Here is a 15858-nt window from a genome sequence, read left to right as displayed (position 1 = left end):
CCATGCCCGACCTGAGCACCACGGGCGCCGCCGACCTGGTCGCCGCGCTCGACATCGGCGGCACCAAGACCACCGCCGCCCTGGTCACCGCCGGGGGAGAGGTCGTCGGCCGGCACACCGCGCCGACGCCTGGTCGCTCCGGTGCCGCCGCGGTGCTCGACACCGCCGCCGGCCTGGTCGAGAAGCTGCGGGCGGACGCGCCGGGTGCCGTACGGGCGCTCGGCGTCGGCAGCGCCGGGGTCATCGACAGCGCCTCCGGCCTGGTGCTGTCCGCCACCGACGTGCTGACCGGGTGGACCGGCACGGACCTGCGCGGCGACCTGCGCCGGCGCCTGGGCGTGCCGGTCACCGTGATCAACGACGTGCACGCCCACGCGCTGGGCGAGGCGCGTCACGGCGCGGCGGCCGGCTACGACACGGTGCTCTACGTCGCCGTGGGCACCGGCGTCGGCGCGTCGTTCGTCCTCGGTGACGCGGTGCTCGCCGGCGCGCACAGCGCCGCCGGGCACGCGGGGCACCAGCCGTCCCCGTACGCCGGATCGCTTGCCTGCACGTGCGGCGGGCGCGGGCACCTGGAGGCGATCGCCGCCGGTCCCGCGCTCGCGGCCGAGTACGTCCGGCGTACCGGCCGCCCGGTGGCCGACCTGCGGGCCGTCGCCGCGCTCGCGGCGGGCGGCGACGAGACGGCCCGGGAGGTCGTCCGGCTGGGCGGCGCGGCCGTCGGTTCCGCCGTCGGCGGCCTGGTCAACGTGCTCGACCCGGCCGCCGTGGTGATCGGCGGCGGCGTCACCGGCCTCGGTGAGCCGTGGTGGCGGGCGCTGCGCGACGCGGTGCCCGCCGAGACGCTGCCCGGCCTGGCCGGCGTACCGGTCCTCGCCTCCACCCTCGGCCCCGACGCGCCGCTGCTCGGTGCCGCCTCGCTCGCCTGGAAGGTCTCATGAACGCGCTCGTCGACCAGCTCCGTCACCGCCTGGTGGTCTCCTGCCAGGCGTACCCGGGTGAGCCGATGCGCGACCCCGACACCATGCGCCGGGTCGCGCTCGCCACCGCACGCGGTGGCGCCGCCGGCATCCGCGCGCAAGGGCTGGCGGACATCGCGGCCATCCGCGCGGCGGTGGACCTGCCGCTGATCGGGCTCTGGAAGGACGGCGACGACGACGTCTTCATCACCCCGACGCTGGAGCACGCGCTGGCAGTCGCCGACGCCGGGGCGCACGTCGTCGCGCTCGACGGCACGTCCCGGCCCCGGCCGGACGGCCGTACGCTCGCCGAGACGATCGCGGCCGTGCACGAGCGCACCGGCGCGCTGGTGATGGCCGACTGCTCCACGTTCGACGAGGGTGTGGCCGCCGCCGCTGCCGGCGCCGACCTGGTCGGCACCACGCTCGCCGGGTACACCGCGTACACCACCAAGGGCGACGGGCCGGACCTGGACCTGGTCGCCCGGCTCGCCGCCGCGGTCGACGTCCCGGTGGTCGCGGAGGGGCGCATCCACACCCCGGAGCAGGCCGCGCAGGCGCTGCGGGCGGGCGCGTGGACGGTCGTGGTGGGCACCGCCATCACCCACCCGAGCACGATCACCGGCTGGTTCGCCTCGGCCGTCGAGGAGGCCGCGTCGTGCCGCTGACCGACCTCGACCTGGCCGGCTGCCTGGCGTACCGGCCGGAGCTGGACGTGCCGGCGGACCTGGACGCGTTCTGGGCGCGTACGCTCGACGGCGGCGACCCGGAGCGGGCGGTCTACGAACCGGTCGACACCGGCCTGACCCAGATCCGGACGTACGCCGCCACGATCCCCGGCTTCGGCGGCGAACCGGTACGCGGATGGCTGCAGCGGCCCGCCGGGGCCGACGGGCCGCTGCCCTGCGTGGTCGAGTACCTCGGCTACGGCCGGGGCCGCGGCCTGCCGCACGAGAAGCTGTTCTGGGCCGCTGCGGGCTTCGCGCACCTGATCATGGACAGCCGGGGCCAGGGATGGAGCGCCGCCACCGGCGGCACCCCCGACCCGCACCCCTACCCGGCCGGCACCGTGCCCGGCTTCCTCACCCGGGGCGTCGACGACCCGGCGGAGCACTACTACCGGCGGCTGATCACCGACGCGGTGCGCTTCGCCGAGGCCGCCCGGCGGCACCCGGCCGTCGACCCGGCGCGGGTGGCGGTGACCGGCTTCAGCCAGGGCGGCGGCCTGGCCCTCGCGGCCGGCGCGCTGTGCCCCGACGTCGTGGCGGTCATGCCGGACGTGCCGTTCCTGTGCGACATCCGCCGGGGCGTGCGCGTCGCCGGCCCGGACAGCCCGTACGCCGAGGTGGTCGAATACCTCGCGCTGCACCGCGGCCGCGCCGACCGGGTGTTCCGCACGCTGTCCTACCTGGACGCCGCCGTGCTCGCGCCGCGCGCGACCGCTCCGGCGCTGTTCTCCGTCGCGCTGCGGGACCAGGTCTGTCCGCCGTCGACCTGCTTCGCCGCCTACCACCGCTACGGCGGCGACAAGGACGTGCGGGTGTACGAGTTCAACGACCACGAGGGCGGCGAGGCCGAGCACCAGCGCGAACAGCTCACCTGGCTGCGCGGGATCCTGAGCGCCTAACGCGCGCGTTCCACCACGTAGTCGGTCAGCTCCAGCAGGAATCGGCCGTCCTCGGTGTCGGCCGCGGCGCCCAGCGCCCGCTCACCCGCACGCCGGGCGGCGAGCGCGAGTTCCCGGGCGCTGCGCCGCGCCGACTCCACGCAGTCGTACGCGAGCAGCCGCCCGTGCAGCCAGCGCACCTCGGCGGCGGTGCGCTGCGCCCGGGTACGGCTCAGCAACCGCACGAGCCGTTCGCGTTCCTCCGGCGTGCACCGCCGCATGAAGTCGATCAGGATCAGCGTGCGCTTGCCCTCCCACAGGTCACCGGCGATCTCCTTGCCGTACCGGGCGTAGTCGCCGGTCAGGTTGAGCGCGTCGTCCTGGATCTGGAACGCCGCACCCAGGTACCAGCCGTACCGGTCCAGCACGTCGACCGCGTTCTCCCGGCCGGTCGCCGCGAGGATTCCGGTGCGGCACGGGTAGATGCACGTGTACCAGGACGTCTTCTTCAGGCACATCCGGTAGTAGTCGTCCGCGTCCAGGTCGCACACGTTGTCGCGGATCCAGCCGATCTCGATCGCCTGACCCTCCAGCGAGTGGCGCATCATCAGCTCGGTCTCGGTGAACAGCCGCCACGCGATCCCGGAGCCGAGCGCCGCCCGGTTCGCGGCGAGCCGCCGCAGCGCCAGCAGGTTGGTCATGTTGCCGACGTTCAGCGCCACGCCGACGCCGTACTCGGCGTGCAGCGTCCGCCCGCCGCGCCGCTGCTCGCTTTCGTCCTGGATGTCGTCGTGGATGAGGAAGGCGTTGTGGAACAGCTCCACCGTCACGGCGGCGTTGAGGCCCACCGCGTCGCCGCCGCCGAACGCCCGGCACGTGGCCAGGCACAGCGCGGCGCGCAGCCCCTTGCCCCAGCGCCGGGGGTATTCCGCGACCAGGTCGTAGAGGTATCGCGGGCCGCCCTCGGGCACGTCGTCGAGCAGCGCGCCGAGGGCGAGCCCGCGATAGCGCTCCAGCATCCGTTCCACGTGCCCGCCGGCCACCCCGGCGGTCGGCGCCATCGCGCGGCTACCGGTCCGCCGGCCGCTTCGGGGCCGGCGACGCGAGCCGGTCCGCGAGCCCGTTGGCCACCTCGGGGGCCAGCCGCGCCAGATTGAGTACGGTGTCCAGGGCGTCGTGCGCGTCCGACGTGTACCGCCGGATCACCTCGCCGCGCTGGTCGTCAGCCATCTTCAACTGCCCGACCACGGTGTCGATGAGGGCGTGCCCGTCGGTGCGGACCCGCGCGACCAGTTCGTCGAACGCCTCCGGGTCGACCCGGCGGCTCTCGGTCAGCTTCTCCTCGAGTCGCCGTGCGCCGGCCAGCCCTGCCGCGAGTTCCTCCTCCAGCACCGTGGCCGCGTGGGTCACGGTCTCCGAGGTCTCCTCGGCCACCTTCTCGAAGCGCTCGTTCGCGCGCTCACGCTCACCATTCGCCATGTGCGCAGTCTCGACCCGGCCGCGAACGCAGGCCAGGCATGTGTCCAGATGGTGACTCACCGTGACAAGATTCGGATCCTTCACTGGGTACGGGTACTCAGCGCATCACCGTCCCATCGCTCATGTGTGGACGCTGCCGCGTCGACAGGATGCTTCTCATGGCCGAGACGCTGCACCGACACGCCGCTGCACGTACCGTCGACACGCCCCTGCCCGCCGAGGCCGCGCTGGCCCCCGCCGGCCGCGCGGTCGCCGCGCTGGCCCGGCTCGTCGCCCACCACCCGGCCGGCTGGCGGTGGCTGGCCCGGCGCCACCACCCGGTCCTCGACCGGCTCGCCGCCGCGAACGCGCGGTCGACCTGCGTGCGGGCCGCCCGGCGGGTGCCCGCCTACCAGGCGTTCCTGCGGGCCCGCCCGGGCGGCCTGCGCCGCCGGTTGCGGGACTTCCCGGAGACCGACAAGCGCGGGTACGTCATGGCGTACGACGCCTCCGCCCGCTGCCGGGACGGGCGGCTGCCGGAGCGCGGCGTGGTGGTCGACGAGTCGGCCGGATCGTCCGGGCGGCCGTTCAACTGGCCGCGCGGCGAGCGGGAACTGCGGGCGGTGCACCGGGACATCGCCGGCTACACCGGACTGGCGTTCCCGATGCGCCGGCCGTTCGTGATCAACGCGTACTCGATGGGCGCCTGGGCGACGGGCACCACCACCGGCGCGGCGATGGCCCGGATCGCGACCGTGAAGAACACCGGTCCGGACCTCGGGAAGATCGTCGACACGCTGCGCGAGTTCGGTCCCGGCCACGACTACCTGGTGACCGCGTACCCGCCGTTCCTCAAGCACCTGCGGGACCGGCTCGACGCCGAGGACTTCCAGTGGTCGCGGTACCGGATCTTCGCCAGTTGCGGCGGCGAGGGCATGACCGAGGCGCTGCGCGACTACCTGGAACAGCGGTTCGTGCGGGTGCGGTCGGCGTACGGCGCGTCGGACCTGACCATCGGCATCGGCGCGGAGACCCGGTTCACGGTGTGGCTGCGGCGGCGGCTGCGCACCGACGCGGGGCTGCGCGCGGAACTGCTCGGCCGCGGCGAGCAGCGGCTGCCGATGGTGTTCCAGTACAACCCGTTCGCCACCTACCTGGAGACCAACGAGCGGCGGGAACTGCTCTGCACCGTCACGAGCCCGCACGTGCTCCAGCCGCGGCTGCGCTACAACGTGGGCGACGAGGCGCTGCTGGTGCCGTACCGGCGGATCGTCGAGCTGGCCCACGCCGACCCGGTACGCCGCGCCGAGTTCCGTACCGCGGTGGCCGAGGAGCGGATGACGCTGCCGCTGCTGCTGTTGTTCGGCCGCAGCGACTCCACCGTGTCCTACCTGGGCGCGAACCTCTACCCGCAGGACGTCGAGTACGGCCTCTACACCGGCAACCCGTACGCCGCCGAGATCAGCCGGTTCTGCCTGACGCTGCACGAGGACGCGGCGCTGGAGACCCGGCCGGTGATCCACGTCGAGCTGCGCCGCCCGCTGGACACCGCAGCACGCGCGGCGCTCGCCGACGCCTGCCGCGACGGGGTACGCGCGCACCTGACCTCGGTGTCGCGGGACTTCGCGCAGTCCCTGGTGGAGGACCCGACCGCCGGTGACCTGCGGGTCCAGCTGCACGAACCGGACGGCGGCCCGTTCGCCGCCATGCAGAAGATCAAGAACGTCTACCTGGTGAGGTGAGTGATGCGTACCCGTGACTTCTCCCGCGCCCCGGCCCAGGCCCGCGCCGGCGCCATGTTCATCGGCGGCACCCGGTACGCGAACCCGCTGGTGCTGCTGCGCCTGGCCCCCGACTGGATCCGGATGGTGCGCGACATGCGCCGGATGTCCGGCTACTGCTGGCACACCGTCTACTGGCAGTTCCCGCTGACGCTCGGCACGATCGCGTTCTTCACCGACCGGGACGCGCTGCTGCGCTTCGCCCGGACCCGGCACCACCGCAAGCTGATGATGTGGCTGACCGACGGCACCCGCAACGCCACCGCCGGGTTCATCCGGCTCTACACCGCGTCCCCGGACGGCTACTCCAACGGCGCGTGGCGGGCCGAGGACGGCGCGATGGGCCACATCGAGCAGTTCACGCCGCTGGGCGCGGAGACGGCCGGACCGGCGGTGCGCCGGTGACCGGCCACCGCTTCGAGCGCGTCACCGGCCGGCGCGGCCTGCGCGACTTCCTCACGCTCGCCGACCGGCTGTACGCGGACGAGCCCCGGTACGTGCCGACCCCCCGGCAGCAGATCCGCCGCTGGTGGCGCGACGGCGTGCCGATGTACGTGCTGCGCGACGCCACCGGTGCGGTGGTCGGGCGGACCACGCTGCACACCGACGCGGACCTCGACGCCAAGCTGGGCCGCCGGTGCCAGCTGTTCGGGCTCACCGAGTTCACCGCGTCCGCCGCCGGGCCGCTGTTCGACGCGATCACCACGCACGCCACGCCCGGACGGGATCTGCTGTTCGGGCCGGTGGCGCTGCTGCCCAACCAGGCGGGCGGCGTGATCACCTCCGGGTACGCCGACCGGGGGTTCGTGGACAGCGCGTGGAACCCGCCGCACTACCCGGACGCGTACGAGGCGTACGGGTTCACCGGGCGGTTCGTCTCCGACACCTGGATCTGCCCGGTCCCGCGGCCGGCCGGACCGGCCCCCGGCCCGGGTGTCGAGCCCGACGGCGCCCGGCTGGAACTGCACCGGGGGAGCACCCGGCGGCTCGACGAGCAGCTCGGCCTGCTGCGCGGGATGCTCAACGACTCCTTCGCCCAGCTCGGCTACTACACGCCGATCTCGGCCGCCCAGCTGCGGCGGCAGACCGACGGGCTGGCGTACCTCCTGGACGAGTCACTGCTGCTCTACCTGACCCGTGACGGGCGTCCGGTGGCGTTCGTGCTGTGCGTGCCGGACATCAGCGACTTCCTGGTCGCGGTCCGCGGCGACCTGAACCCGGTCAACCAGCTCCGGCTGCTGGCGACCCGCCGCCGGTACCGCCGGGAGGCGGTGCTGATCGTCAAGGGCGTGGTGCCGGAGTTCCAGGGGCGCGGCTACCAGCGGCTGCTGTCCGAGCACCTGCACCGCAACCTGCACGCCGGTGGCTACACGGCGCTGCGCAGCACGTACGTCGGGCGGGACAATCCGGCGTCCGCGGCCCAGTACCGGCGCCTGGGCGGACGCCCGCTGCACGGCTACACGTTCTACGCCAAGGAGCGGTGAGCATGGACCTCGCCGCGTTCCACGCGCTGGAGCCGCTGTGCTGGCGGGCCCCGAGCGCGCACAACACCCAGCCGTGGCGGCTGCGCTACGAGCGCTGGGCGATCACCGTCGGCTGGGATCCGGCCGACGCGCTGCCCGCGGGCGACCCGACCGGGCGGGACCTGCGGCTGTCGCTGGGCGCGTTCGTGGAGACCTGCCTCATCGTCGCCGCCGACGCGGGGCTGCGGCTGGACTGGGCCGCCGACCACGACGAGTCCGACCGGCGGGTGGGACGACTGCGGCCGGGACGGCAGCCGTACCGGACGCCGTTCCGCACCGCCGACGTGTGGGACCGGCGTACCCACCGGGGCCGGTTCACCGGCGGTCCGGACGCCGACGTGGTCGCGGCCGTGGACGCGGTCGCCCGGCGGGCCGGTGGCGCGGTCCGCGTCGTGCCGGCGGCCGGGCGGCTGCGCGCGCTGCTGCGCACGGCCGACCGGCAGGTGTACGCCGACCCGGCGGTGGTCGCGGAGCTGCGCCGCTGGCTGCGCCTGGACCGGTCGGGCCCGCGCTACCGGACCGACGGGCTCAGTGACCGCTGCCTCGGGCTGGGCCGGGCGGCGGCCACCGGGCTGCGGGCGGCGCTCGCGGCGTACCCGGCGTTGCGCCCGCTGGGGCTGCCCCGGCTGCTCGCCGCCGCGAGTGGTGATCCGCTGGCGCAGGGCGGCGCGGTGCTGGCGCTCGTCGCCCCGCCCGGTCTGGACGCGGCCGGCCAGGTCGAGTTCGGACGCGTGCTGATGCGGATGTGGCTGACGCTGCACACGGCGGGGCTGGCCGCGCACCCGCTCAGTCAGCTGATCGACGTGGCCGCCACGCGGGACGCGCTCGGGACGCTGCTGGACGTGGCGCCGGAGCGCGTCGTGCACGTGGCCCGGGTGGGCCGGCCGGTCGTGCCCGCGCCCCGTTCGGCCCGGCGTGTGGACCACGGATCAGATCTGTTAGCGGTAACACCCCTTGACGCGGTGTCAGTTCATCCATGAGAGTCCATGTTGGCTGATGTGTCGCCCGGTCGGGAGCCCTGGGCGCGTAGTGGCAGGGAATGCGGCGTCCGGGTGCGCGAGAAGTTCTGTTAGCGATAACAGCGCCGTCGTGCACCCGGGCCCGCCTCTGATGCGCGCGGTTGGGAGAAACCATGTCCGAAGTGACACGACGAAACGTCATCAAGGCCACAGCGGCGGGCGCCGGCGCCGCGCTGCTGCCGGCCGCCTGGAGCGCCGCCGCCCGGGCCGGCTCGGCGGCGCCCCCGCAGGTGCTGGCCGCGAACGACCTGGCGCTCTGGTACGACGAGCCGGCCGGCACCGACTGGCTGCGCGCCCTGCCGATCGGCAACGGGCGGCTCGGTGCGATGGTGTTCGGCAACGTCGACACCGAACGGCTCCAGCTCAACGAGGACACCGTCTGGGCGGGCGGCCCGTACGACTCGGCCAACACGCGGGGCGCGGCGAACCTGGCCGAGATCCGGCGTCGCGTCTTCGCCGACCAGTGGACCTCGGCCCAGGATCTGATCAACCAGACCATGATGGGCAGCCCGGGCGGTCAGCTCGCCTACCAGACCGTCGGGAACCTCCGGCTCGCCTTCGGGTCGGCGAGCGGGGCGAGCCAGTACAACCGGACGCTCGACCTCACCACCGCCACTGTCACCACCACGTACGTGCTGAACGGCGTACGGCACCAGCGGGAGGTGTTCGCCAGCGCGCCCGACCAGGTGATCGTGCTCCGGCTGACCGCCGACCGGGCGAACTCGATCACGTTCTCCGCCACCTTCGACAGCCCGCAGCGGACTACCGTGTCCAGCCCGGACGGCGCGACAGTCGCGCTCGACGGCATCTCCGGCTCGATGGAGGGGGTCAACGGCTCGGTGCGGTTCCTCGCGCTGGCCCACGCCGCCGTCACCGGTGGCACTGTGAGCAGTTCCGGCGGCACGCTCCGGGTGTCCGGCGCCACCAGCGTGACGGTCCTGATCTCGATCGGGTCCAGCTATGTCAACTACCGCACCGTCAACGGCGACTACCAGGGCATCGCGCGCAACCGGCTCAACGCCGCCAAGAGCGTCGACGTCGACCAGCTGCGTACCCGCCACCGCGCCGACCACCAGGCACTGTTCGGCCGGGTCACGATCGACCTGGGCCGCACCGCCGCCGCCGACCAGCCCACCGACGTACGGATCGCGCAGCACGCGAGCACGAACGATCCGCAGTTCGCCGCGCTGCTGTTCCAGTTCGGGCGGTACCTGTTGATCTCCTCGTCGCGGCCGGGCACCCAGCCGGCGAACCTCCAGGGCATCTGGAACGACTCGCTGACGCCGTCCTGGGACTCGAAGTACACGGTCAACGCCAACCTGCCGATGAACTACTGGCCGGCCGACACCACGAACCTGTCCGAGTGCTTCCTGCCGGTCTTCGACATGATCAAGGACCTCGCGGTGACCGGCGCGCGGGTCGCCCAGGCGCAGTACGGCGCCGGCGGCTGGGTCACCCACCACAACACCGACGCCTGGCGGGGCGCGTCGGTCGTGGACGGCGCGTTCTGGGGCATGTGGCAGACCGGCGGGGCCTGGCTGAGCACGCTCATCTGGGACCACTACCTGTTCACCGGCGACCTCGGATTCCTCCAGGCCAACTACCCGGCGCTCAAGGGCGCCGCCCAGTTCTTCCTGGACACCCTGGTCGCCCACCCGACGCTCGGCTACCTGGTGACGAACCCGTCGAACTCGCCGGAGCTGGCGCACCACGCCGACGCCAGCGTCTGCGCCGGCCCGACGATGGACAACCAGATCCTGCGCGACCTGTTCGACGCGGCGGCCCGGGCGAGCGAGGTGCTGGGGGTCGACACCACCTTCCGGTCCCAGGTACGCACCGCCAAGGACCGGCTGCCGCCGAGCCGCGTCGGCTCCCGGGGCAACGTGCAGGAGTGGCTGGCCGACTGGGTCGAGACCGAGCGCACCCACCGGCACGTCTCCCACCTGTACGGGCTGCACCCCGGCAACCAGATCACCAAGCGGGGCACCCCGGCGCTGTACGAGGCCGCCCGCAGGACGCTGGAGCTGCGCGGCGACGACGGGACCGGCTGGTCCCTGGCCTGGAAGATCAATTTCTGGGCCCGCCTGGAGGACGGCGCCCGCGCCCACAAGCTGCTGCGCGACCTGGTGCGCACCGACCGGCTCGCGCCGAACATGTTCGACCTGCACCCGCCGTTCCAGATCGACGGCAACTTCGGCGCCACCTCGGGCATCGCCGAGATGCTGCTGCACAGCCACACCGGCGAGCTGCACCTGCTGCCCGCGCTGCCGCCCGCCTGGCCCGCCGGGCAGGTCGCGGGCCTGCGCGGCCGGGGCGGCTACACGGTGTCGCTGACCTGGAGCAGCGGCCAGGCCGACGAGATCACCGTCCGCGCCGACCGCGACGGCACGCTGCGACTGCGGTCCCGGCTGTTCACCGGGAGCTTCACCCTCGCCGACGTCACCGACGGCAGCACACCCGCCACCACCCGGCCGGAGTCCGACATCGTCGCGCTCACCGTCCGCGCCGGGCACACCTACCGGGCGGCGCGGCCCGGCGTGACGCCGTCGCCGACGGCCACACCGACGTCCACGCCGTCACCCACTCCGACCCCGACGCCGACCCCGACCACCAGCTCCCCGGCGCCGTCCGGCGCGCGTGCCACGTACGCGATCACCGGCTCCTGGTCGGGCGGCTTCCAGGCCGAGGTCACGGTGACCGCCGGCGCCACCGCGATCCGCGGCTGGACGGTCTCCTGGACGTTTCCGAACGGCCAGGTGGTCAACCAGATCTGGAGCGGCACGCACACCCAGAACGGCGCGAACGTGACGGTGCGCAACGTCGACTACAACGGCTCACTGCCGGCCGGCGGCTCCACCACGTTCGGCTTCATCGGCACGGCCGGCGGCACCAACAACCCACCGGCGAACATCACCTGTACGACCACCTGACCCGCGCGACGCGCCCCGCCGCGGCCAACCGGCCGGGGCGGGCGCACCGCCGGTCAGGCCAGCAGCGTCTCGCGCAGCCGCGCGCCCAGGTTCAGCTCGCCGACCACGCGGGGACCGGCCGGGTCGTACACGGCGATGCGGTGGTTGCGGCGCATCATCTCCCGTACCGCCGGCGGCAGCCGGGGTGGGTCGTCCATCGTCGCGAGCACCCGCGCGCCGGTGCCCATCAGCCGCTCCACGAGCCTCGCGCTGTCGGTGTCCACACGCACCCGGCCGAACTCCCAGCCCGCGGTGGTCAGGTCGAGCACCTCGAACAGGCGCGTCACGAACGGCTGCGGGTCGGTCACCCGGTCCAGCCGGTCGGCTCGCCCGCCGACCACCGCCACGGCGGCGCTGACCTGCGCGTACGGGTGCAGCCCGCTGGGTAGCGCGCCGAGCGGCCAGCGTAGCGCCGGCCCGGCCTCCTTCCACAGGGGCCGGTAGTTGCGGCGATGCACCAGCAGCCGCCGCCCGGTGCGCCGGAACACCTCCTGCGCCTGGCCCTGGAGGTCGGCGTGCGCCTGGTCGGCGGCCTCGCAGACGATCCCGGCGGCCACCACGAGACCGTCGTCATCGGACAGCATCCGGGTGATCGCGTCGGCCTGCTCCGGGAACCGGAGGCGGGCGTGCGCCCCGTAGGACCGCCGCACGTCCCGCAGCAGCTCCTGCTGACGTGCGGGGTCCAGTTCGACCCGTCCGCCACCGAGCAACCGCTGGAGCCAACCCATCGCGCCTCGCTTCCGTCGCCGTCTGCGGACCGGGCAATGCTAGTTCGTCGGCCGATGCTCGTATGGTGACGGGGTGACCGATCGATCCCTGACCCTGATGGCGGTGCACGCGCACCCCGACGACGAGGCGACGAGCACCGGCGGCGTCCTGGCGCGCTACGCGGCCGAGGGCGTCACCACAGTGCTCGTGACGTGCACCGACGGGGGGTGCGGCGACGGTCCCGGCGGGATCAAGCCGGGCGACCCCGGCCACGACCCGAAGGCCGTGGTCGAGATGCGCCGCGCCGAGCTGGCCGCCAGTTGCGAGGCGCTCAAGGTCACCCACCTGGAGACGCTCGACTACGGCGACTCCGGGATGATGGGCTGGGCGACGAACGAGGCGCCCGGCGCGTTCTGGAACACGCCGGTGGCCGAGGCGGCCGACCGGCTGGCCGAGCTGATCCGGCGCTACCGCCCCGACGTGGTGGTCACCTACGACGAGAACGGCTTCTACGGCCACCCGGACCACATCCAGGCCCACCGGATCACCATGGCCGCGGTCGAGCAGACCGGCATTCCGGCCAAGGTCTACTGGACCACCGTGCCGCGCAGCGCGTTCCAGCAGTTCGGCACCGTCATGAAGGAGATCGGGGTGGAGTTCCCCGAGCCGGAGGCGACCGACGAGATGCCGGCGCTGGGCCTGCCGGACGACGAGATCACCACCTGGGTCGACACCAGCGGCTACGGCGGGCAGAAGTTCGCCTCGCTCGCCGCGCACGCCAGCCAGGCGGAGAACATCTTCTTCCTGCGCCTGGGGCAGGAGCGGTTCACCGAGCTGATGGGCATGGAGACGTTCGTGCGGGTGCGGGACACCACCGGCGCGGCCACCCCCGAGGACGACCTGTTCGCCGGGTTGCGCTGACCGGTCGCCGGTCCGGTCCGGGGAGGTCATCGACTCACGTCGAGACGGTCTGTGCGGCCAGGTGCGCCAGCACGGCGCGGACGTCCCCGTCGGTCCCGGCCATGATCCGTCGTTGCCGGGTGGCGCCGGTGCCGTCCCGGCGCACCCGGTCCAGCTCGCGCCGAACCAGATCCAGGTCACCGTGGCGGGCCAGCGCGGGCGTGACGGTGACGACCAGGTCGTCGACGAGGTCCCAGGCCGGCCGGGGCCGACCGGAGCGCAGGTCCACGAGCTTGCCGTCGACGCCGTCGTGGGCGGCCCGCCAGTGCGCGGCGGCGACCAGGCAGTCCCGGATGCGGGGTGCCGGCACACCGGCGCGGACGTCGTCGATCAGGGTGGCCACGAGCGCCCGGACCAGCCCGGCGACCAGCACCGTGTCGTCGACTGTGGGGCACACGTCGCCGACGCGGACCTCCACCGTCGGGTACGCCGCGGACGGGCGGGCGTACCAGTAGACCATCGCGGCGTCGAGCATGATCCCGGCAGTGATCAGGTCCGCCACCGTGGCGTCGTAGTCGGCGGCGGAGTCGAAGTGCGGTGTCGGCCCGATGCTCGGCCACCGTTCCAGCTGCATCGAGCGCCAGCTCGCGTGGCCGGTGTCCCGCCCGTCGTGCAGCGGCGAGTTCGCGGTGAGCGCCTGCACCACAGGCAGCCACGGGCGCAGGTGGTTGCAGACCTGCACTGCCAGTTCCCGGTCCGGCACGCCGACGTGGACGTGGCAGCCGCAGACCGCCGGGTCGTGGGCCACCGGGCCGAACCGGCGGGACATGTCGTGGTAGCGCTGCTCGTCGGGCACCGTGCGGTGGGCCTCGCAGACCGGGGTGGCGCCGACCGCGACCAGCCGCGCCCCGGCCGCGTCGGCCGCCCGCGCGGCCGCCCGGCGCAGCGTGACCAGGTGCTCCCGCAGCTCCCCGAGGTCCGGGCTGACCGGCGTCACCATCTCCACCATGCTGTGCCGGAACTCCTGCCGGCTCTGCTCGCGGGCGGTGCCGGAGAGCGCGCCGCGCACCCGGTCGGCGACCGGCATGCTCTCGCCGGTGGCCGGGTCCAGCAGCAGGAACTCCTCTTCCACCCCGAGGGTCAGGACGGTGGGGATCTGCGGGGTGGTGGTGGCGGTGGTGGTGGGCCGCGGCCTCACCGACGGCTCCACCGGCACGGAACGGTCGGCGTGTCGACGTGAGGCGGAGTCATGTCTCGACGGTACGAGGGCGGAGGCCGGCCCGAGGCCGTTTCCGCCGACCACCGCCCCCGCGGGTGGCGGGGGCGGTGGCGGTACGGCGGCTCAGCAGTCGAAGTAGAGCGCGAACTCGTGCGGCGTGGGCCGCAGCCGGACCGGGTCGACCTCGTTGGCGTTCTTCCAGTCGACCCAGGTGGAGATCAGGTCGCCGGTGAACACGTCGCCGTCGAGCAGGTAGTCGTGGTCGGCCTCCAGCGCCGCCAGCGCCTCGGGCAGCGAACCGGGCACCTGCTTGACGTCGCCCCACTCCTCCGGCGGCAGGTCGTAGAGGTCCTTGTCGATCGGGGCCGGCGGCTCGATCTTGTTCTTGATGCCGTCGAGGCCGGCCATGAGCATCGCGGAGAAGGCCAGATAGGGGTTGCTGGACGGGTCGGGGACGCGGAACTCGACGCGCTTGGCCTTGGGGTTGCTGCCGGTCACCGGGATGCGGGTGCAGGCGGAGCGGTTGCGCTGGGAGTAGACCAGGTTGACCGGCGCCTCGAAGCCCGGCACCAGGCGGCGGTAGGAGTTGATGGTGGGGTTGGTGAAGGCCAGCAGCGACGGGGCGTGGTGCAGGAGGCCGCCGATGTACCAGCGGGCGGTGTCGGACAGGCCGGCGTAGCCGGTCTCGTCGTAGAACAGGGGTTCGCCGCCGCGCCAGAGGCTCTGGTGGGTGTGCATGCCGGAGCCGTTGTCGCCGAACAGGGGCTTGGGCATGAACGTGGCGGTCTTGCCGTGCGCCCACGCCTCGTTCTTGATCAGATACTTGAAGAGCTGGAGCTCGTCCGCCGAGTGCAGCAGCGTCGAGAACTTGTAGTTGATCTCGGACTGCCCGCCCGTGCCCACCTCGTGGTGCGAACGCTCGACTGTGAAACCGGCGTCCACCATCCGGCGGACCATGCTGTCGCGCAGGTCGGCGTAGTGGTCCACCGGCGGCACCGGGAAGTAGCCGCCCTTGTACGCGGTCTTGTAACCGCGGTTGCCGCCCTCCTCGATCCGGCCGCTGTTCCAGGCGCCCTCGATCGAGTCGATGTAGTAGAACGACTGGTGCGCGGAGGTCTCGTGGCGGATGGAGTCGAAGATGTAGAACTCCGCCTCCGCACCGAAGTAGGCGGTGTCGGCGATGCCGCTGGCGGCGAGGTACGCCTCGGCCTTCTTCGCCACGTTGCGCGGGTCGCGGGAGTACGCCTCCCGGGTGAACGGGTCGTGGACGAAGAAGTTCAACGCCAGCGTCTTCTGCGTGCGGAACGGGTCGATGAAAGCCGTCGACACGTCCGGCAGCAGCAGCATGTCCGACTCGTGGATCGACTGGAAGCCGCGGATCGAGGACCCGTCGAAGGCGAGACCGTCGGTGAACACGCTGTCGTCGAACGACTCGACCGGCAGGTTGAAGTGCTGCATCACGCCGGGCAGGTCACAGAAACGTACGTCGACGAACTTCACGTCCTCGTCGGCGAGGTATCGCAGGAGTTCCTCGGAATTGGCGAACACACGTCCTCCTGGCAGGCGTCGTTGATCCTGGCCACGTCCCGTGGCCGGACCGCCCGGGGACATGGCCCGTACCGCCACCGTACGACGGCTCGCCGTGCCCGGCTCGGCAACCGCCCATCCGGGTTTCCTTCGCCACATGCCGGGTAGTCGCCGTACCCGGCGGACCGC

At 73.3% G+C, this 15858-nt stretch carries 14 protein-coding genes; 9 read left to right on the top strand and 5 right to left on the bottom strand.

The window, feature by feature from the left end; genetic code table 11:
• Window positions 1–2 precede the first annotated feature (2 nt).
• Genes ACN27C_RS26995 through ACN27C_RS26985 form a run of 3 tightly spaced genes read left to right on the top strand, consistent with a single transcriptional unit; the run spans window position 3 to window position 2586 of the window.
• Window positions 3–941: an ROK family protein gene (locus ACN27C_RS26995; protein ID WP_422748987.1), complete on the top strand. Its 939-nt coding sequence runs from the start codon at window positions 3–5 to the stop codon at window positions 939–941.
• Window positions 938–1627 carry an N-acetylmannosamine-6-phosphate 2-epimerase gene (locus ACN27C_RS26990; protein WP_252448807.1) on the top strand — a complete coding sequence of 230 codons (690 nt, stop codon included), beginning with the start codon at window positions 938–940 and terminating at the stop codon, window positions 1625–1627. Before ACN27C_RS26995 ends, ACN27C_RS26990 begins: the two co-directional genes overlap by 4 nt.
• Entirely contained in the window at window positions 1618–2586 is a 969-nt protein-coding gene (locus ACN27C_RS26985; RefSeq protein ID WP_422748984.1) for an acetylxylan esterase, read from the top strand. Before ACN27C_RS26990 ends, ACN27C_RS26985 begins: the two co-directional genes overlap by 10 nt.
• Here ACN27C_RS26985 and ACN27C_RS26980 read toward each other — a convergent pair.
• Window positions 2583–3626, bottom strand: a complete 1044-nt coding sequence (locus tag ACN27C_RS26980) for a polyprenyl synthetase family protein (protein ID WP_357794034.1) — start codon at window positions 3624–3626, stop codon at window positions 2583–2585. The two genes, ACN27C_RS26985 and ACN27C_RS26980, sit on opposite strands and share 4 nt — an antisense overlap.
• Before the next feature lie 7 nt (window positions 3627–3633).
• A complete protein-coding gene (locus ACN27C_RS26975) occupies window positions 3634–4044 on the bottom strand; it encodes a hypothetical protein (protein WP_422748982.1) in 411 nt (136 codons plus the stop codon).
• 158 nt (window positions 4045–4202) lie between these two features.
• On the opposite strand from ACN27C_RS26975, the gene ACN27C_RS26970 reads away from it, so the two are divergent.
• From ACN27C_RS26970 to ACN27C_RS26950, 5 genes are all read left to right on the top strand, one after another.
• On the top strand, window positions 4203–5765 hold the full coding sequence (locus ACN27C_RS26970) for a phenylacetate--CoA ligase family protein (protein ID WP_422748980.1): 1563 nt from the start codon (window positions 4203–4205) through the stop codon (window positions 5763–5765).
• 3 nt (window positions 5766–5768) lie between these two features.
• On the top strand, window positions 5769–6209 hold the full coding sequence (locus ACN27C_RS26965) for a DUF4188 domain-containing protein (RefSeq protein ID WP_120573829.1): 441 nt from the start codon (window positions 5769–5771) through the stop codon (window positions 6207–6209).
• The gene (locus ACN27C_RS26960) at window positions 6206–7288 is read left to right on the top strand and encodes a hypothetical protein (RefSeq protein WP_422748978.1); all 1083 of its coding nucleotides are present in this window, start codon (window positions 6206–6208) and stop codon (window positions 7286–7288) included. The genes ACN27C_RS26965 and ACN27C_RS26960 overlap by 4 nt, the downstream gene beginning before the upstream one ends.
• 2 nt (window positions 7289–7290) lie before the next feature.
• Complete coding sequence (locus tag ACN27C_RS26955) at window positions 7291–8307, top strand: nitroreductase (protein WP_422748976.1); 1017 nt, start codon at window positions 7291–7293, stop codon at window positions 8305–8307.
• Between the two features lie 152 nt (window positions 8308–8459).
• Entirely contained in the window at window positions 8460–11276 is a 2817-nt protein-coding gene (locus ACN27C_RS26950) for a glycosyl hydrolase family 95 catalytic domain-containing protein (protein ID WP_422748974.1), read from the top strand.
• A gap of 53 nt (window positions 11277–11329) precedes the next feature.
• Here the strand turns inward: ACN27C_RS26950 and ACN27C_RS26945 are convergent, their stop codons facing one another.
• Complete coding sequence (locus ACN27C_RS26945) at window positions 11330–12043, bottom strand: hypothetical protein (protein WP_357138383.1); 714 nt, start codon at window positions 12041–12043, stop codon at window positions 11330–11332.
• A gap of 73 nt (window positions 12044–12116) precedes the next feature.
• On the opposite strand from ACN27C_RS26945, the gene ACN27C_RS26940 reads away from it, so the two are divergent.
• Window positions 12117–12944 (top strand): PIG-L family deacetylase, encoded by an 828-nt coding sequence (locus tag ACN27C_RS26940; protein ID WP_151014046.1) that lies wholly within the window; start codon window positions 12117–12119, stop codon window positions 12942–12944.
• 34 nt (window positions 12945–12978) lie between these two features.
• Here ACN27C_RS26940 and ACN27C_RS26935 read toward each other — a convergent pair whose 3' ends face one another.
• Both ACN27C_RS26935 and glnA read right to left on the bottom strand, forming a co-directional pair.
• On the bottom strand, window positions 12979–14121 hold the full coding sequence (locus ACN27C_RS26935; protein WP_422748971.1) for a carboxylate-amine ligase: 1143 nt from the start codon (window positions 14119–14121) through the stop codon (window positions 12979–12981).
• Between the two features lie 144 nt (window positions 14122–14265).
• Window positions 14266–15690, bottom strand: a complete 1425-nt coding sequence (gene glnA / locus ACN27C_RS26930; protein WP_422748969.1) for a type I glutamate--ammonia ligase — start codon at window positions 15688–15690, stop codon at window positions 14266–14268.
• Window positions 15691–15858: the final 168 nt, after the last annotated feature.

The sequence above is a fragment of the Micromonospora sp. WMMD1219 genome (assembly GCF_049315215.1).
Lineage (GTDB): Bacteria > Actinomycetota > Actinomycetes > Mycobacteriales > Micromonosporaceae > Micromonospora > Micromonospora tulbaghiae.
The sequence above is the reverse complement of the archived record's forward strand: the minus strand, read 5'-3'. Positions and strand labels throughout refer to the sequence as shown.